Annotated in this window: 9 protein-coding genes; 4 read left to right on the top strand and 5 right to left on the bottom strand. The window is 38.5% G+C overall.

The window, feature by feature from the left end:
- Positions 1-45 precede the first annotated feature (45 nt).
- The 5 genes from ABJH98_RS06890 to ABJH98_RS06870 all read right to left on the bottom strand — a co-directional run bounded on the left by ABJH98_RS06890 (position 46) and on the right by ABJH98_RS06870 (position 15,107).
- On the bottom strand, positions 46-11,751 hold the full coding sequence (locus ABJH98_RS06890; protein ID WP_348306898.1) for a T9SS type A sorting domain-containing protein: 11,706 nt from the start codon (positions 11,749-11,751) through the stop codon (positions 46-48).
- Between the two features lie 232 nt (positions 11,752-11,983).
- Positions 11,984-12,430 (bottom strand): thioredoxin-dependent thiol peroxidase, encoded by a 447-nt coding sequence (bcp, locus tag ABJH98_RS06885; RefSeq protein WP_348306897.1) that lies wholly within the window; start codon positions 12,428-12,430, stop codon positions 11,984-11,986.
- A gap of 21 nt (positions 12,431-12,451) precedes the next feature.
- A complete protein-coding gene (locus tag ABJH98_RS06880; RefSeq protein ID WP_348306896.1) occupies positions 12,452-12,778 on the bottom strand; it encodes a TraR/DksA family transcriptional regulator in 327 nt (108 codons plus the stop codon).
- Between the two features lie 12 nt (positions 12,779-12,790).
- Complete coding sequence (locus ABJH98_RS06875; RefSeq protein WP_348306895.1) at positions 12,791-13,849, bottom strand: response regulator; 1,059 nt, start codon at positions 13,847-13,849, stop codon at positions 12,791-12,793.
- Positions 13,842-15,107 carry a PAS domain-containing sensor histidine kinase gene (locus ABJH98_RS06870; protein WP_348306894.1) on the bottom strand — a complete coding sequence of 422 codons (1,266 nt, stop codon included), beginning with the start codon at positions 15,105-15,107 and terminating at the stop codon, positions 13,842-13,844. Before ABJH98_RS06870 ends, ABJH98_RS06875 begins: the two co-directional genes overlap by 8 nt.
- Positions 15,108-15,235: 128 nt before the next feature.
- On the opposite strand from ABJH98_RS06870, the gene ABJH98_RS06865 reads away from it, so the two are divergent.
- From ABJH98_RS06865 to hemN, 4 genes are all read left to right on the top strand, one after another.
- Positions 15,236-15,787, top strand: a complete 552-nt coding sequence (locus ABJH98_RS06865) for a universal stress protein (RefSeq protein ID WP_348306893.1) — start codon at positions 15,236-15,238, stop codon at positions 15,785-15,787.
- 52 nt (positions 15,788-15,839) lie between these two features.
- Positions 15,840-18,233, top strand: a complete 2,394-nt coding sequence (locus tag ABJH98_RS06860; RefSeq protein WP_348306892.1) for a heavy metal translocating P-type ATPase metal-binding domain-containing protein — start codon at positions 15,840-15,842, stop codon at positions 18,231-18,233.
- Positions 18,230-18,400 (top strand): cbb3-type cytochrome oxidase assembly protein CcoS, encoded by a 171-nt coding sequence (gene ccoS / locus ABJH98_RS06855; RefSeq protein ID WP_348306891.1) that lies wholly within the window; start codon positions 18,230-18,232, stop codon positions 18,398-18,400. Before ABJH98_RS06860 ends, ccoS begins: the two co-directional genes overlap by 4 nt.
- A 79-nt stretch (positions 18,401-18,479) precedes the next feature.
- Positions 18,480-19,838: an oxygen-independent coproporphyrinogen III oxidase gene (gene hemN / locus ABJH98_RS06850; protein WP_348306890.1), complete on the top strand. Its 1,359-nt coding sequence runs from the start codon at positions 18,480-18,482 to the stop codon at positions 19,836-19,838.
- Positions 19,839-19,929: the final 91 nt, after the last annotated feature.

The raw sequence follows: 19,929 nt of genomic DNA, 5'->3' as shown, positions 1-19,929 counted from the left end.
TCTCTAAAATTTTAGAGAAGGCTTTTTTGTTCATTAGATCATCACCTACTTCTTAAGTATTCTAAACTTCTCTGTACTGTAAGCTGTATTGATAAGCACGTGATAGACACCAGTTCTTAAACTTGAAATATCTATTTTAAATAAAGATGAATTGATTCCATTCAATATTTGCTGATGTACAACTCTTCCTGTAGTAGAAATAATCTGAATTTTGGCATTTTCTAAATTTTCATTAGCCTCAATGGTTAACACTTTTTCTACTGGATTAGGGTAATAACCAACTTCAAATTCATACAATGGAGATTCAACTCTGAGCGTTTCAGAGTATGATGATTTTCCATCAAAATCAAGCTGTCTGATTCTATAATAATTCACGCCGTTGAATGGAGATTTATCAATGAATTCGTAATGATTGATTGCTGAATAGATATTGAATGCATCCAGAGTACCTATCACACCAAATGATTCTCCATCTTCACTTTTTTCAATTTCAAAGTGGCTCACATTAAGTTCATTAGTTGTTCTCCAAACCAACTCAATTTTCTCATCCACATAATAACCCTCAAACCCTATGAAGTCCAACGGTAAATTGATAGCTTCATCCGCATCTAAATGATTAGGTATCATATCGCCATCATTGTCAGGAATACCTGAAACGTTTCCATATGCGACACCATTTTGATCGGAGTCAAACAAATTGATTATCCCATCATTGTCAGAATCTAGATAGAAAGCATTGCTAGGGTTTAGGAAATTAGGACGTCCACCGCCACCTTCGAGCCAATCTGGAATATCGTCACCATCGGAATCTGTGGTATTGTAATGATCTGGATTACCATTTGCTGTTTCATAAGCCAAGGCTCTCGCTACATAATCCGGACGCGAATAACTATCTCCACCTGCATGAACAAATTCATCATCATCGAAAGCTTCTACAAAATCAAAAGCTCCATCACCATCAGAATCAATGTCTAAATAATCCAAAATCCCATCCGCATCTGTACTCGTCATATCAGGAGGTGTCCCATCAGTGTCATCTACCAATCCATCGCCATCTGCATCGTTTCCACCCAACGTATATCGACCATGATCATCAGTTGTAGCAGGATAATCTCCGTCGTTGGCTTCTACAGCATCTGGAATTCCATCACCATCAGAATCTAATGAAAGGAAATTTCTTCGGGCACCGCCGTCACTATTCGGAACAGCAAGAGCACTACCTCCATTCGTAATATCGAAAGTATCTGGCCAGCCATCACCATCAGTATCAGTAAGGTCATCTGCCAATCCGTCATTCGTTGCATCGGTTCCTCCTCCTTCTACTAAATCTGAAATACCGTCATTGTCAGCATCTGCATCTTGATAATTTGGAATACCATCTCCATCTTGATCAAAATCTGTGATGGCTGCAGTTCCTCCATTATCTGAGTCTGCCGCATCATGAAGCCCATCGTCGTCAGCATCAAGAAAATCATCTACTCTTCCATTGCCATTAGCATCTATTCCCAGATTCTCAATGACGTCAGGAACTCCATCATCGTCCGAATCAATATCTAAATAATCAGCTGGTCCCGTACCATCGGTATTAGTCGGACTGTATGCCGTTCCGCCGTTGGTGCCATCCCTATCATCATGAAAGCCATCACCATCTGTATCTGTAAGACCAGAGAATTGACCTTCATCAGTCATATTAGTAGGAATTACCCCATCATTAGCTTCTATGGCATCTGGCATCAAGTCATTATCTGAATCCAGATCACGATAATTTGCATTACCATCATTGTCCGTATCAATTACGGCAAGAGCGGTACCTCCGTCATCACTATCATAAGTATCTACCCAACCGTCACCATCTGAATCTGACAAATCATCAACTAAACCGTCATTAGTAGCATCAGTTCCTCCAGCTTCAACAATATCTGGGAAACCATCATCGTCTGAATCACGATCTTGATAATCTGCCAAGCCATCTCCGTCTGCATCCCTTCTTTCGAGTGCTGTACCTCCATTGTCCTGATCTAGTATGTTCGCCCACCCATCACCATCAGTATCTCCAAAGGTATCTATCTGACCATCGTTGTCTCCGTCATTTCCACCTGCTTCTATTAGATCTTGAATACCGTCATTGTCTGAATCTAAATCAAGGAAGTCTACTTGACCATCACTATCGGTATCAGGCTGAGCTGTTGAGTTGAAATACAATCCATCAATTTCTACTTGACCTGCTGTGTTGTTTTGAACTTCAACTGCAATAAATTGGGCATCAGCATTTAATTCTATTACAAAATCCTGATAAAATGTGTTACTCAACGCAGTATAAGCTACATCATTGGTAAATGCGCCATCAGAGAATGTTGCAGAGGAATGCTGACTTATCTCAACATCGTTATTTCCACTTCCAGCAGCATCTACTCTTAAATACACTGAGATTACAGTTCCACTTGGATAAGAAGCACCGAGGTCCAATACAACAAACTCATTGGATTGATCCAAATCAGCAGAGGCATCATCAATTGTACTACTATTTGTAGGATTGGAGACACCATCGCCTCCACCACTATTGTCATGTGAACCTTCCGTATAATTGATGGTATCATCTGCTCCATTACTGTCAGCATCAGTAAAACTATCAATCACTCCATCATTGTCACTATCAGAATATCCAGCACCCTCAATCAGGTCAAGAATCCCATCATTATCGCTATCCAAATCGAAAAAGTTAGGAATTCCATCTAGATCAAAATCATAACTGTCGTCAATATTATCTCCATTTACATCTGTACCTGGATCATTATAATTAAGCAAGCCATCACCATCTGCATCTGCAAATGGATTTGGTAAAGAAGCATCATACTCATCTATATTGAGGATACCATCGTTATCATTATCCAAATCCAATTGATCAGCAATACCGTCATCATCATTGTCTGCAAAGAATAGGTAATCTGGCGTAGCTCCTCCACCTTGTGTCTTATCATCAGCCCAATTTCCATTGCTATTAGCATCTTCAGAAGAGGTGTCTACACCATCTTCATCATCGTCTGTATCACGAACATCAACCGTACCATCTGTATCAGTGTCTTGTAAACTGGCATTAGTTCCTGTAATGTTATCTATCCCTCTACCTGCATATATATCAAAAATGTCCCAAAGACCATCTCCATCAGTATCTACATTATAGTTCGTCTCATCGGTTACGTCATTGTTGCTATTGGTATCCCAATCTCCGTATCCATTGATATTAGCATCAAACGCTTCGATGATATCTTCAACGCCATCATCATCGCTATCATCATCTCTGTAATCAGCTTCTCCACCAGCATCAGTATTTGTTGGTATAATGGCCGTTCCTCCGTTATCTACATCAAAGGCATCATCTAAACCATCACGATCAGCATCATTACCAGTCAATGTCAAAGCTGTTACTTGTGCTTCATAGTAATCAGAAACTCCATCGCTATCACTGTCTAAATCACGGAAATCATTTATTCCATCTGAATCGAAATCTGGATTGGTTAAAGTTGTGCTTTGTGCAGTGTTAGCTACTCCATCATTCTGATCTACATCACTGCTGACACCATCACCATCTCCATCAGCTCCTGTGAAACGTCCTGTATCCATATCAAGTCCAGTTGGCACAGTACCACCATTAGCCTCAATGGCATCATATATACCATCATTGTCACTATCTAAATCCAATGCATCAATAATTCCATCCCGATCATGGTCATATTCATCGAGTACACCATCTCCATTTACATCTGTGAAATTATTTCCAAAACCATCATCATCGGCATCAATATCGTTAGCGTCTCCATCACCATCCATATCGTCATCTAGGAAATTGTATATACCGTCATTGTCCAAATCGCCATCAAACAAAGAACCATTATCTGGTCCGCCTGCAGGCAATGGAAGAACACCAAATTCAAATTCATCAATAGAAGCAATGCCATCATTATCGGCATCCCCATCCACTATGTTCAAAACCCCATCACCATCATCATCAGCCGCATATAGGTAATCTGGAATTGGGTTACCATTTTGCACAAAATCGTCTGTCCAATCTCCATTGCTATTGTCATCTTCAGCAGCAGTTGAGCTACCATCATTGTCATCATCGGTGTCCCTGTAATCCTCTTCATCAGCACCATCTGAATTTTGCAACCCTTGATTGGAAGCATCAATATTAGAAAAGGTTATGAAACCTGTATTGTCAGTATCGAAGATATCCCAAAGACCATCTCCATCTGTATCTGTATTATACCCGTACTCATCTGTAATATCATTGTCGCCGTCAGTATCCCAATCGGCGTACCCATCTGAATCTGCATCAAACCCTTCAATCCAATCTACTAAGCCATCACCATCAGAATCATCATCTAAGTAATCAGCTGCCGCAAGACCTCCTGAATTGATTGGATCTATTGCATTTCCAGCTGATATATCTTCATCGTAAACGTCTAAAATCCCATCACTATCAGAGTCACCTGCAACAGGCGCGACATAAGTTGCGCTGGCTTGCCCTTCTCTATTGTCTGTGATTCCATCATTGTCAGAATCAAGGTCAAGATGATTAGCTACTCCATCGCTATCTGTATCAGGAATAGTAATAGGAGCTGCATCGTAGGTATCATCCATACCATTAGCTACGTCATTATATGTAGGCAAGAAAGACTGACACTCGGCTGTGTTTATTGTATATACTGCATTGTTTCTTCCAGCGACTACATCACTGGTAGCTCCATCTTGGTTCAATCCCATGGTAGCATTGTCGCCATTATCTGGGCTATAGTCTGTAGTTACAATTCTTACTTCGTTTGTGGTTTCAAAAAGTTGCAATTGAACAGTAGCTGAACCATTTCCAGTAAAAAATTCAACAGCCGTATAGGTGACTATAAAGATTCTGTCAGGTGAAGTACCAGTAACTCCATAAGTAATAGCACCTCCGTTTGTCACGTTCCAATCTTGGTGATTCATGAAAATGGTATTGGTGTACGTGCCATTCGGAATTGTGACCGGATTAAATGGATTTCCAACTGCACTTAGATCATCAAAGCTGAACCATCCATTGGGAGAAATTGATCCTGTAGTACCATAAGCAATACTGTTATCGTAAAAATCAAATTCAAATGGCATTTGAAAAGTAGTTTCAGTATCATCGGCCAGCGTAGCTGAAGTATGGCCAGATTCTGATTGGAGCGTTGTTGAACAACCGGTCGAAACAGAATAAGAAATAAAGGCTCCCTGACCACCGGAAACATCTGTAAAACCATCTACTTGTCCATCTTCATCAGCGTCTGCCAGAGCAAATTCTACTACATCTGCAATTCCGTCATTATCACTGTCACGATCCATCATATCTGGAATACCATCCAAATCAGTATCAAACTCATCTATCACACCATCTGCATTGACATCATTAAGATCAAAAGTATCTATCACTGAATCACCATCTGCATCAGAGTCACTAGAATTATTAGTACCATCGCCGTCTATATCATTATCTTGGAAGTTTAATATCCCATCTCCATCAATATCTCCGCTAGGATCCAGTCCTAATCCTCCGTCTTCATCAATATTGGCCAAACCATCGTTGTCCATATCTTCATCCGAACTATCAGCCACTCCATCTCCATCAGAATCTGGATTGCTATATAGATAATCAGGAATTGGAGTACCACCATCTGCAAAGTCATTTGTTGGATCACCATCGTTGTCATTGTCTTCATCTCCTGCTGTATTATCATATGTGATAATACCGTCACCATCATCATCTGTGTCCTGAAAATCCCAAGTTCCATCTAGATCAGAATCGGCTATATAAGCATTCGAACCTACGACTTGAAGTGCACCTACTCCTACGTAATTGTCAAAAATATCCAAGATACCATCCTCATCTACATCAGAATCAAACCCTGAATCATCAAAAGTTGCATTTTGATCTGAATCCCAATCGGCATATTGGCCTCTAGTGCTGTTATTGCCTTCTACCAGATCACTTACATTATCAGCGTCGGAATCTGCATCTAAATAATCTTCATTTCCAGCACCATCTGTATTTGGTAAGGTAGGCAACGTACCACCATTATCAGGGTCATAAACATCGTCCAAGCCATCTTCATCGGTATCATTTCCTGATGGAGCTATATATGTGGCTTTAGTTTGCGCTTCTATATTATCTACAATACCATCATCATCTGAGTCTAAATCAAGATGGTCAGATATTCCATACGGATCAGTAGAATTATCAGAATCAATTAATACAATTGGTGTAATTTCTTGTGTGTCATTCCAACCATTACTATTGGCATCTGTAAACCCATCGACTTGACCATTGGCTACATCAACTGTCAGACCCATTTCTATTACATCTACGATTCCATCATTATCAGCATCCATATCGGAAAAGTCCTTCTGACCATCACCATCATGATCTTGCACTGCGTATGGGTCATTCTCAGTATCATCGTTGAAGCCATCTCCATCTGCATCAGGATCGAAACCATTTTCTATGCCGTCTCCATCTTTATCAGAATCACTATTATCATCAATACCATCTCCATCAATATCGCCTCCACCAGTTTGATCTACATCAGCTATATCATCAATTCCATCACCATCAGTATCTACTCCTCCGGTTTCATCAACATCAGCTGAATCCGGAATACCATCGCCATCTGTATCTACTCCTCCTAAGAAATCTGTATCTGCTGAATCATCTATACCATCACCGTCAGTATCTGCTCCACCTGTCTCATCAACATCCACGCTATCTGGAATACTATCTCCATCAGAATCTACCAATTCATCTACTTTACCATCATTATCAGCGTCGACGCCACCTCCTTCTAAGACATCAGGATATCCATCATTGTCACTATCTAAATCTTTGTTGTTTGGAATACCATCGCCATCTGTATCGACATTGCTTATTTGGGTACCTCCATTATCTGGGTCTACTGCATCTGCCAATCCATCGCCATCTGTATCGGTGTTAAAACCATCAACTTTACCATTCCCATCACTGTCAGTACCTCCATTTTCAACTGCATCGGTAATTCCATCGTTGTCAGCATCAACATCTAAATAATCATAAACGCCATCATTGTCTGTATCAGGAACGCTAAGCGGTGTGCCTCCATTATCAGGATCAATCAGATCTGCAAGACCATCGCCATCAGTATCAGTGTTATCATCTAATTTCCCATCGCCATCCGCATCAATACCTCCTGCTTCAAGCAAGTTGGTCAAACCATCTCCATCTGAGTCAAGATCAGCTGCATCACGCAGACCATCTCCATCTCTATCAGCTAAGATTAGCGGGGTACCACCATTGTCAGCATCTATAATATCTGCAACACCATCTCCATCAGTATCTGTAGTATTGTCTAAGAAACCGTCATTATCTAGATCCGTCCCACCTACTTCAAATAAATCAGGCAACCCGTCATTATCTGCATCTAAATCTCTAAAGTCTGGAATTCCATCGAGATCTGTATCATAGACATCGTAAACGCCGTCGCCATTTGAATCAATGGTACTACTTAGTCCCCCAGTAACCGTTCCATCGTCCTGATCTCTGAAATTTGGTATCCCATCACCATCTTCATCTCCACTTGGGTCAAGTGTTTCTCCATTGTCTTCGTCAGCATCTACTATTCCATCATTATCTGAATCTCCATCTAGACTATCGGGTACTCCATCACCATCAAAATCACCATAATACAGGTAATCAGGAATATTAGCGCCTCCTTGACCATCTGTTCGATCATCAGCAAAGTCTCCATTTGCATTAATATCTTCTTCTTCAGTTAGATCTCCGTCATTGTCATCATCTGTATCTCTGAAATCAAGATTATCCACCCCATCTGTGTTTTGAAGGTCTACGTTAGTCCCAAGCGCATTGATACCCGAGCCTAAAGTGATGGAGTCAAATGCATCCGCTAAACCATCTCCATCCGCATCCGCACCAAAGCCAGCATCGTCTGTAACATTGTTGAAATTTGCATCCCACTCTCCATAACCATCATTATTAAGATCATCTCCTTCAACTATATCTAAAACACCATCTTCATCAGAGTCATCATCTAAGTAATCTGGATTGTCTTGTAAATCTGTGTTAACAGGTATTATTAAAGTTCCGCCATTATTTGGATCAAAAGCGTCGTCTAGACCATCTCCATCCGCATCATTTCCAGAAAAGGTCAATGATGAGCTACCAGCTATACTTTCGTAAAAGTCTGTGATACCATCAGCATCACTGTCACTATCTAAAGCATCATTGATACCATCAGCATCCGAATCAGCATTGGCTAAAGTGGACGAACCACCAGCAGCTGCAGGACTATTATCTACAAAGTTCATTAACCCATCATTGTCTGGGTCATTCAGCGTAAATTGTCCTTCAGTTTCATCAAAACCATTGGGAACAGCTCCATTATTTGCTTCTATAGCATCTAATATCCCATCATTATCCGAGTCTGAGTCTAAGAAGTTTGGCACTCCATCCAAATCAGCATCATATACATCGTAAACTCCATCTGTATTTGAATCAGTTGCGTCTACCAACGACCCTGAAATATCTGCATCACGATAATTAGGTACACCATCTGAATCCGCATCTTGACTAGGGTCAATGGGCTCACCCCCATCTTCGTCAGTATCCAAAAGACCATCATTGTCAGAATCAGCATCATTTGCATCAGCCAAACCATCGCCATCATAGTCACCCCTAAAAAGATAATCTGGCACTGTAGTTCCCACTACGGCAGTTCCTTGACCTTGGGTAAAATCATCTGTCCAATCGCCGTTTCCGTTTTCATCTTCTCCTGATGTCAGGCTACCATCGTTGTCATCATCAGAATCTTGAAAATCTGCAAAATCGGCTCCATCCGTGTTTTGTACTGCAGAGGATGTTCCTCCATCGTCTTCGTCAAAGACGTTCCATAAACCATCGCCATCATCGTCACTATCGAAATTGGCAAAATCACCAGTTTCAAGAACATTATTTAGATCCGTATCCCAATCTCCAAAACCATTGAAATCAGCATCATGGCCTTCAATCAAATCCGAAACTCCATCTCCATCGGCATCTGTATCACGATAGTCATCCGTGCCATTGCCATCCGTATCCACTGGATCTATCAGTGTACCACCGTTATTAGGGTCATAGACATCCAACAGCCCATTTGAATTAGTATCTCCTACGGCTGTTGCAATGTAATTATTGCTTGCTTGTCCTTCCACATTGTCAGGTATACCGTCATTGTCACTATCAGTATCTAAATAGTCGGGCAATGTGCCATCACCATCTGTATCAGGGAAACTCAAAGTTCCAATATCCTGAGCGTCGTTTCTTCCATTTCCATCGGCATCTGTAAATCCCGAAATATGTCCATCTGAACCAGCTGTACCACCTGCCTCAAATGCATCAACAATACCATCGTTGTCACTGTCTATATCTGCAAAGTCATCCACTCCATCTGAATCACTATCTGGTAAAGCAAGTGCCGTTCCTCCTGGATTATCCAATGTGTAAGTGACTGACATATCTGTAATACACGAAGACCCTTCCCCACAAACTCCTTCATCTACACCTCCGCCAGTGGTCCAATCTATAGTTACAGTTCCATCATCATTGAAAGTATTCCAGTTAGCCTGTGGTATTGTAATGCTAAACCCCAATACATTACAATCTGAACCATCCAAATTATCAGAATCTGTATAATCATAAGTCCCTAAATTTACGGCGCCTTCACCAGTGAGGGTAAAATCCTCATTACCCTGAGTTCCATAATCACCCGAAAGATTAAAGTCCAAAGTGACGTCACCTAAGGCGTCACTGGTAGATACAGTAAATACTAACGTATGACTCGGGTCGTCAGCAATCTCACATTCATCTGCAAAAGTATCTACTCGAATCATTGGATCAGAGTCATAAGAATCGTGCAGGCCATTATTATTATCATCTATTAATGCATCAATAAATCCGTCATTATCTGCATCTGTTAAACCCGCTTCTATGATATCTGAAATACCATCATTATCACTATCGGTATCTAGTGCATTAGGTATACCATCTAAATCGAAATCATAGTTGTCATTTACTCCATCTCCATTGCTATCGACATATCCCGCAAAATCTGAGTCTAAATAATCTGGAATACCATCGGCATCAGCATCTGTGTATACACTTCCTTCCTGAACATCAGAAATTCCATCATTATCTCCATCTTCGTCAGCACTTCCGAATATTCCATCTCCATCAGGATCGCAAGCATATTCAAAATCTACGATTTGAGTATTTACTTGATAGTATCCAAAGGACCAGGTGTTATGCAAATCATTGTCTGTTCCTGTCCAGTTGTGATTGTTTGAATTGGAACCATCCAGCTCAACTGCTGGAGTTTGATTGGTCGTTACATTAGAATCGTCCCAAAAAATCAAATCAAAACTTGTAGCTGGCCTCACATCCAACATGCGAATACCAGCTGTATTATCTTCCACATCATAAAGTGGCACATGAAGTGGTCCAGATGTAAATCTTCCTGAAATGGTAATCTCCGTACCTGAAGAGACCACATTTCCCTGGCCATCAAGTCCATCCCACGTGATAGTCGAATAACCTTCGGCAGAAACTTCAGCTTCCATTATGACATCTGTTGTGCCGTCTTGATAACCATTTTCACCATCCATATCTATGATAAGAGCGATCTGACCAGTCTGATTGGATTCGAACGTAATGGCCGCTTCTCCACCTCCTGTAGATGAACTACAATAAAAATATGCATCTGTGATAGTTACAGATGGTAAAGTACTTGTAGGATATACATCGATGTCAGGATTGTCAATAAAGAGATCATACTCTATAAGTGAAATATCAGTTCCTCTTGATTGTCTCAAAAGCGTAAAATCGGTTGTACCCGCCTGAGCTGCGTCAGCACCAGTTGAATTGGCATACACTAAAACAGAATATGGATCTATTCCTGCTAAATCTATTTCCTTCACATAATATCCATCGCTAACTCCTCCTACTGTAGAAGGGATTAAAGAAAACAACTGAAACTCTGTAGACAATAGATTATTAAATCCATCACCGCTAAAATTCCATCTTTTACAATGTAGTCTTCCTGTCTTTTCTTCTGTTCCGTTATAGACTGAAAAGTCCCATAGATTGTACTGACTACGGGCATCTACGTCATTAGTATAGCCTGCATTTGGACCTCCATCCACTTGCACAAAAACTATAAAGAAATCCTGATCTAGACCTGTATCGTTTGTATAACTATTAGCATCATAACCTCCCGCGCCTACAATATCAAAAGGACCAGCAGCAGCTTCAGTATAATCATGAATTACACCTGATCCATCTACAAAAGTTGAATTATTAGTGGTTCCTTCATCGTCGTCAAGCAACCATGTAGCGACAGGTAAATCTGTTCCTGGAACATCTCCATTCTCGAAAAGAGCTACTGTGAGTTGTTGATTCGTGGCTCCTGCTGAAAAACGGTTTAATCCCCAGTAAAGTGTCTCACCACTTCGTATATAGACATACATTTTCTCATCATCCGCGGCTGCTGGATCAAGAAAATCTCCAGAAAACCCTGGTGCGTCATGCTCGAGGTATCCAACGAATGTATTACTGCCAGTTGCAGTTCCAGTATTTGATGGTGTTAGGTTCTTAGAACCTTCGGAATGGGCATTCCACGACCAAGCGATCATGGCAATTGCTACTAATAACTTTCTCATTTAATGCTGCTTATTCTTTAATCATTACAATTTACCCTCGAAATATCGGAACATAGATTTATTTTGGACGAATGTCCATATACTCTCTATGAAAAGAAGAAAACGAAGGAAAGCTGGCAAAAAACAAGTCAATACTACTTATATCAACTCTCAAAAATCACGCAATAATACAAAAAAAAGAACCATAAATGGCACCTAAATTAGCAATAAGTGCAATTTTACTATTTGATTTTTAAACTATTTGACTGGTATGGTCTTTAGTTTTTACTTTAGATATTATTTCTTCAATAACACCATTTTCATTGATTATAAAAGTTGTTCTTACGGTACCCATATACTCTCTTCCATAAAGCTTTTTAAGTGCCCATGTACCAAATAAATTATGTATTTTATGGTCAGGATCAGATATCAAATCAAATGGTAAATCAAATTTTTCTTTAAATTTTATGTGCGATTTTTCACTATCCTGACTTACACCAAGAACTACATACCCTTGCTTGAGTAGCATATTATAGTTATCTCTCAAATTACAAGATTGAGCAGTGCACCCTGGCGTATTGTCTTTTGGATAAAAATAAAGAACCACTTTTTTACCTTGATAGTCCGATAGCTTTATTATTGATCCATCTTGAATCTTCGCCTCAAAATCAGGCACTTTATCTGCAATTTTTAATTTCATTATTCTGATCTAATTTTATTTTTAAGCACAATTTACACACTTATTTGATTGAGGCACAAGCATAATTCTACCGACTGGAATGACTTTTTGGCATTTCACACAGATTCCAAAATCTTTATCTTCTACTCGCGATAGTGCCACTTGCAACTTGCTTAATTTTTCTTCGGCTTTCCTTAATGATGCCTCATTTATACTTTTATTATTGATAGCATCCATTCGACTTACTCGTCCAATAACATTTTCGGGAGAAATGGGCTGTGTTAAGTCTTTGAGGTCTAAAACAATTTGTTCAACTTTTACAATTTCATTTTTTATCAGTTGTTTGACTTCTTTTCTATCCAAATCCATGGATACAATTTACTAATAACCTCTAGATATAATGGTATTTAGTTCTTCGATATCGATAAGCGTAATTTGATTAGACTTAATTTCAATTAGTCCTTCTTTTTTGAAATCAGACAAGGTTCTAATGACAGATTCAGGAGACGTTCCTACGATATTGGATAAATCTTCTCTAGAGAATTGAAATTTTTTACTATCCGACCCATAATTATTTTGAACCGTTAGAAGGGCTTCTGCCACTCGTTGACGAACTGAATTGTAGGCAATATGAAGCATTTTTGCTTCTTGATCTTTGATATTGCCTGAGAGGATTTTTATAAACCTTGAAGCCACAGACCTATCTTTATAAATCAATTGTAGAAAATCATCTTTTGGGATATAAAAGGATTCACTATCCTCCATAGCCATAGCCGAATCACTGTGATCCGATTGAGTAATCAGATCGTTAAACCCAATAAAATCCCCTGGTCCATACAAGCCTGTTATGAGTTCCTTTCCATCTTTATTGGTTTTGTAAGTTTTGATTTTTCCTTTATTAATAAAGACTAGATAGTTTGGGTAATCACCTTCATAGTACAAATTGGTCTTTTTCTTATGGTGGCGAATTCTCTTTTCTTTAGAAAGTTCTTTTAAACTTTCAATTTCTTTAGCATGGTCAAAGAAACTATCTAAGCCTGAAATATTGGTTTCATAATCGTTTTTAAATTGTTTGGTTCTTTTCAATCGAGCTTCTACTGCACTCAACAATTCTATATCGTCGAATGGCTTGGTCAAATAGTCATCCGCTCCTAAATTCATCCCTTTTCTAATATCAGATTTTTCGACCTTTGCAGTCAGATATATGAACGGAATATGAGAGGTTTCTGGATTTTTAGATATGATATGCAAAACACCATATCCATCAATGCCAGGCATCATAATATCACAAAGGATCAAGTCTGGTTTATCAGCTTTAAGCATCTCCAAACCCTCTTTTCCATCGCAAGCGACATTGACATTATAACCAGATAATTCTAAAATCTCAGCGGTGTTCTCTCGTACTTCGACGTTGTCTTCAATTAGTAATATTTTATTCATCATTCATAGATTTTAGATTCAAAATAAATGTAGACCCAGATCCTTCAGTACTCTTAAAAGTTATTGTTCCATTAATCAGTTCTAAATATTTCTTAACAATATTTAAGCCCAAGCCAGTTCCTTGAATATGAGATGCATTATTAGCTCGAAAAAATTTATCGAATAAATGTTTTTGATCTGCTTTTGGAATTCCCATTCCTTTATCAATTACCTTTATTATCAATAAATCATCTTTAATAATCACATCTAAAACTACCTTTTCACCTGGTGGTGAATATTTGATAGCATTAGACATTAAGTTGACCAATATTTGTTTGAGTATTTGAGGATCGGTATTAAAGCTCACTCCAGGTGTGGCGCATTTCAATTCCAATACCTGATCTTTTTTGGTCAACTCCTGCATCTCTTCCTTTAATTCATGAAGAAAATCACAGATCAATATTTGCTTTCCAGAAGCGCTAAGTTTACCCGCATCCAGCCGATCCATGGACAGAAAGTCATTGAGAATTCCCGTAAGCTCACCAACGCTTGACTTGATACGGTTTATATGCTTAAGTTTTTTATCTCGATTTTCATCTGATATATATTTTCCGATCAATGATACGGATGAAAGAACAGCACTTAGTGGCGTCCTAAACTCGTGCGAAGCCATCGAAACAAATCGAGTCTTGAGCTCATTTAGTTCTTTTTCCCTTTCTAATGCAATTCTTGCTTCATTTTCAGCTTTTATTCTTTCTGTAATTTGCAACTCTAAATCGCTGTTAGACTTCTGCAAACCATCAATAGCTTCATTTAACTTCTTCGTACGATCCTTTACACGTTGTTCGAGTTCAGCAGCGTAATTGATTAATTGCTCCTCGCTGCGCTGAAGTTCTAACTCCGCCTTTTTTCGCATAGATATATCAGTTATGTAAGCTATGGTCATAGTTTCACCTCCCATATCAGCTACATTCAAACTAATTTCGACGGGAAAAGTAGTGCCATCCTTTTTTTGAGCAATCAAATCCCTTCCTACACCCATTTGTCTGGGTTCGGGTTTTTTCTCGTAATTTGTCCTTAATTTCTCATGTGACTTTCTGTTAGCGTTGGGCATCAAATCCTCTACACGCATCCCGATTAATTGATCCACTTTATACCCAAATAGGATTTCACTTGATGGGTTGACAAGAACAATCTCTCCATTTTTGACCAAAAGAATACCTTCCACACAAGAATTGAAAATGCTTTGATAGATGTTTATGTCTGTTCTGTTCTGCATGAAGAGATTCAAATTTATAGGTATTGTTTTTTTTAAAATCTGATATTTATCATATTCTCATTTGATCGTTGACATGCGTTGCTACCAAACGACCATCTATTTTTGGTTCAAATTTCAACTTCGTCAGAATGATTCCGAATCGAACGCTGTTAATTCCAATTGACTTCTCTAACGCTTCTAAGGTAGCTGTAAAATTTGCTTTGTCCAATGAATATAAAAAAGGTGACAAATTAATATTATTACATTGCTATAGGCTCATTGATGACGATTATTTTTCCTATCGAAATACACCCCTCAAGCTAAAAAAATTAATAGAGCAAAAGTTACAACGTAAGTTCAATAGTTTTAGCAAATCATTGAGTTTAGATCAATACTACCCTGATGTAGAATTTGGAATGAAAATGGGGTTCATTGCTAATTGTATTCATACTTTTTACAATGAGTGCCCTACTGATTTGATCATTTTTGGTCTGAAAAAAAATAAGAGCAGCCATACATTAATCCAATTAATTTCCGAAAATCAAGTACCAGTTATGTTGATTGAGGAGAATTTGAACTTAGAAAAATACATCCCTGATGAAACAAAGACTTTGAATCCTACAGACTTTTCAAGTCAACCCAATAGGTATTTAAAAGAAGTTCATACCCATCCAGACACACCATATTTAGTTCTTACCTGAGACCATCTTCAATCCCGCTGATTATAGTTACTTTTAACTAAAAAAAATCCCAGTGTCATCACCTGCTATCAAAAACAATACTACATGTTACCATTGTGGTGAAGACTGCAATTCGGAACCTCTTTTGCATAACGATCATTCGTTCTGCTGTTTTGGCTGTCAGACTGTTTTTGAATTATTGTCTGAAAATGACCTTTGCGAATACTATACGTTCGAAAACAATCCGGGTAATCAATTAAGCCACTTTATCAAAGACAAATACTTGTTTCTTGACAATCAGGAAATAGTAGACCATTTGTTGGATTTCAAATCAGATCAATTAGCCAAAATCACGCTAAACATCCCATCCATACATTGCAGTAGCTGTATATGGCTTTTAGAAAACATTAGTCGATTTGATCATGGCATTATTCATTCAAAAATCAATTTTTCAAAGAAAAAACTGGCCATTGATTTTAATCCTATTGAAACCAATCTGAGGAATATCGCGGATCTATTGTACCAATTAAGCTATGAACCAGAAATTTCTTTAGATCAAAATAAGAATAGCATAACTGATAAAAGCAAAACCAGAAATTTGAAAATCGGCATTGCTGGCTTTTGTTTTGGCAACATTATGTTGCTTGCTTTCCCTGACTATTTGGGAATAGAATTGGATTCAGAGTTTATAGGATATTTCACTTATATCAGCTTAGGATTGTCTCTACCAGTATTGTTTTATTGCTCCAGTGAATTCTTCATATCTGCTATTGCAGGCATTCGGAAAAAACTATTAAATATAGATTTGCCCATTGCCATTGGCATATTAGCCTTATTCAGTAGAAGTCTTTATGAAATTCTCAGTCAATCTGGGCCTGGCTACTTAGATTCAATGGCAGCTTTGGTTTTCTTTTTATTGATTGGCAGATGGCTACAAGGAAAAACATATGAAGGTCTGACTTTTGATAGAAACTTCAAATCTTACTTCCCATTAGCAGTCCAAAAGATCGTAGGTCTAACAAAGGAAAGCACACTGGTTTCTAAATTAGAAATCAATGACCTCATCGAAATAAGAAATGAAGAAATCATTCCATGCGATGCCATATTGATGAGCAAAAAGGCTTTAATCGACTACAGTTTTGTATCTGGAGAATCGGAAGTGAATGAAATTCAAGAAGGTGCTAAAATCTATGCAGGGGGTAGAATCAAAGGTTCCGCTGTCCAAATGACAGTCATCAAACCCGTTTCGCAAAGCTATCTAACCCAACTATGGAATCATACTTCATTTGAAGATTCCACCGAACAAAACTCGCCTTTGCTCATTGATAAAGTCAGTCAGTACTTTACACCTATAGTATTACTTATAGCACTTATTGCCGGAATATACTGGTTTTTTACAGATAGTTCAAAAGTCCTTTTTGTCGTATCATCAGTATTGATAGTTGCTTGTCCCTGTGCATTGGCACTTGCAGCCCCTTTCACTTTAAGTTCTACAATGAATACTTTAGGACTGCACAACATGTACCTAAAAGGAACACATGTGATAGAAAAAATATGGCAAGTCAAAAGAATTGTATTTGATAAGACTGGTACCATCACCACACCTTCAAATGAAAAAATAGAATGGCATGGAAGAGCATTGAGCAAATTTGAAAAAGAGCTAATCTATACGTTGTCATCAAATTCAGTTCATCCGCTGAGCCAGCAGGTTTCTAATCATTTACAAGAAAATAAAACTGATAGAATTGTACTTCAATTTAAAGAGTTTAAAGGTCAAGGCATCTCTGGAACAATAGAGCGCTGCCACATCAAAATGGGTTCGCCAGATTTTGTAGGTTTAACTGATTCTAATTTCACGGGTTCAGTAATTGCCATCAACATCAACGAAGAAAATTTGGGTTACTTTTTGATAAAAAACAAGTATAGAGATGGGCTCCACACCATGCTGAATTCATTAAAAACCAACTACTCTTTCACTCTATTATCTGGTGACAATAACCACGAAGCCAACAATTTATCTAAATTATTCCCAAAGGAAACTCCATTGATTTTCGATCAAAGTCCTGAAGATAAATTGAACACTATTAAGTCTCTAGAGACAACAGAGAGTACCATGATGATAGGCGATGGCCTGAATGATGCGGGTGCACTTAAAAGCTGCCATGTTGGGGTTTCAGTTGCAGAACATAGGTCAAGCTTCACTCCTGCCAGTGACATTATTATTCTTGGAGATCAGCTCATTCAATTACCAAAATTCCTGACCCTCATTCATCAATCACGCAAGATTATTGTGACTGGTTTCATCGTTTCTTTCTTGTATAATATTATAGGTTTATCATTGGCAGTAGCTGGTTTTATTACTCCTGTGATAGCAGCGATACTGATGCCCATAAGCAGTATTTCAGTAGTGGCATTGTCTACACTCGGAGTCAAATATTTGAGCCATAGGTTAAAATTGAAGGCATGAAAATTTTAGTGATTCTTATCATCGTAAGTCTGATGATCGCCCTGGTCTTTCTGGTCTTGTTTATTTGGTCCGTGAAATCAGATCAATATGAAGATACAGACTCTCCTGCGATGAGAATATTCTATGACGACAAACCAAGATCTGCCAATTCTAAAAAAGATAAATGATACTAATCATGTTATCAAATGACATAAGGCTTTAAAAGTCACTCCATGAAAGAGTTGATTTGCTACAAACAAAAATCATATGGCAACTTCTCTCATTCGAAAATACAATATCCCTGGCCCCAGATATACGAGCTACCCAACCGTCCCATTCTGGAAAGAAGAACTTGACCTAACAGGCTGGAAAAAACAACTAAAAAAGACATTCAACCTTACCAATAAGAAAGAAGGAATAAGCTTATACATTCACCTTCCATTCTGCGAAAGTCTTTGTACTTATTGCGGTTGTACAACTAGAATCACAATCAATCATGCCGTAGAAAAACCATATATTGATACGGTATTGAAAGAATGGGAAATGTATCTGAAGTTGTTCGGAGACGTTCCCGAAATCACAGAGATCCACCTCGGCGGTGGCACACCTACCTTCTTTAGTCCTGAAAATTTGGCAATTTTAATAGAGGGAATCAAACAAACGGTACATGTAAGAAAAGATGCTGAGCTTGGATTTGAAGGGCATCCTAACAATACTACGGAAGCTCATTTAATTACACTTTATAATCTTGGTTTTAGAAGAGTTAGTTTTGGCATTCAAGATTTTGACCCAAAAGTTCAGAAGGTTATTAACCGAATTCAGACTTACGAGCAAGTTGAAAAAGTAGTAGATCAAGCAAGAGCCATTGGCTATTCATCCATCAACTTCGATTTGATATACGGCCTGCCGCTACAAACCACAGATAGTATCCATGATACTTTCAATAAAGTAAAAAACTTACAACCTGATAGAATAGCATTCTACAGTTATGCGCATGTACCTTGGGTCAAACCTGGTCAGCGCATGTTTACAGAGAAGGATCTTCCAAGCAACGAGGAGAAAAGAGAGCTTTATGAACTAGGCAAAAAATTGCTTACTGAGATTGGCTATTTGGAAATTGGGATGGACCATTTCTCTCTTCCCAATGACGCATTATACCTAGCTGCAAACAATGGAAATATGCATCGCAATTTCATGGGTTATACTACCAATCATAGCATGCTATGCGTTGGACTTGGCGTTTCTGCGATCGGTGATTCCTGGCGAGCCTATGGACAAAACCTTAAGAAAGTAGAAAAATATAAAAATGCGGTTGAAGGTGGAGAGTTTCCCATCTTCAAAACGCATGTTCTTTCAGAGCAAGAAGCATTTATTCGAAGACATATTACTAATTTGATGTGTCAATTTGAAACCACTTGGGAATGCTCAAATGAAGATGCTAAAATATTCGAAGAAGTAGAGCAAAGGCTTTCTGATATGATCAAGGATGGACTAGTTGAGTATAAACCTGGTAGCCTCACAATTACTAAATTAGGAAGGCCTTTTGCAAGAAACGCCTGTATGGCTTTGGATATCTCCCTATGGAAAGAAACGGATACATCACAAAAGTTTAGTCTTACTATATAATTATGATCAATATCAGTTTTTGGTTTGAGATTGCTCAGAGGTTGGACTATTGGACTATCCTACCTTAGTATTATAAAGAAATCACAAAACA

It is taken from the genome of Reichenbachiella sp., from assembly GCF_039969095.1.
Taxonomy (GTDB): Bacteria; Bacteroidota; Bacteroidia; order Cytophagales; family Cyclobacteriaceae; genus Reichenbachiella.
Note: the sequence above shows the minus strand (reverse complement) of the source record. Positions and strands in the feature narration are given on the sequence as shown.

Excerpts from the sequence above, each read along its gene's own strand:
- ABJH98_RS06870 (WP_348306894.1), bottom strand. The coding sequence starts at position 15,107 with ATGCAGAACAGAACAGACATAAACATCTATCAAAGCATTTTCAATTCT.
- ABJH98_RS06890 (WP_348306898.1), bottom strand. The coding sequence starts at position 11,751 with ATGAGAAAGTTATTAGTAGCAATTGCCATGATCGCTTGGTCGTGGAAT.
- ABJH98_RS06880 (WP_348306896.1), bottom strand. The coding sequence starts at position 12,778 with ATGGATTTGGATAGAAAAGAAGTCAAACAACTGATAAAAAATGAAATT.
- hemN (WP_348306890.1), top strand. The coding sequence starts at position 18,480 with ATGGCAACTTCTCTCATTCGAAAATACAATATCCCTGGCCCCAGATAT.
- ABJH98_RS06865 (WP_348306893.1), top strand. The coding sequence starts at position 15,236 with ATGATTCCGAATCGAACGCTGTTAATTCCAATTGACTTCTCTAACGCT.
- bcp (WP_348306897.1), bottom strand. The coding sequence starts at position 12,430 with ATGAAATTAAAAATTGCAGATAAAGTGCCTGATTTTGAGGCGAAGATT.
- ccoS (WP_348306891.1), top strand. The coding sequence starts at position 18,230 with ATGAAAATTTTAGTGATTCTTATCATCGTAAGTCTGATGATCGCCCTG.
- ABJH98_RS06875 (WP_348306895.1), bottom strand. The coding sequence starts at position 13,849 with ATGAATAAAATATTACTAATTGAAGACAACGTCGAAGTACGAGAGAAC.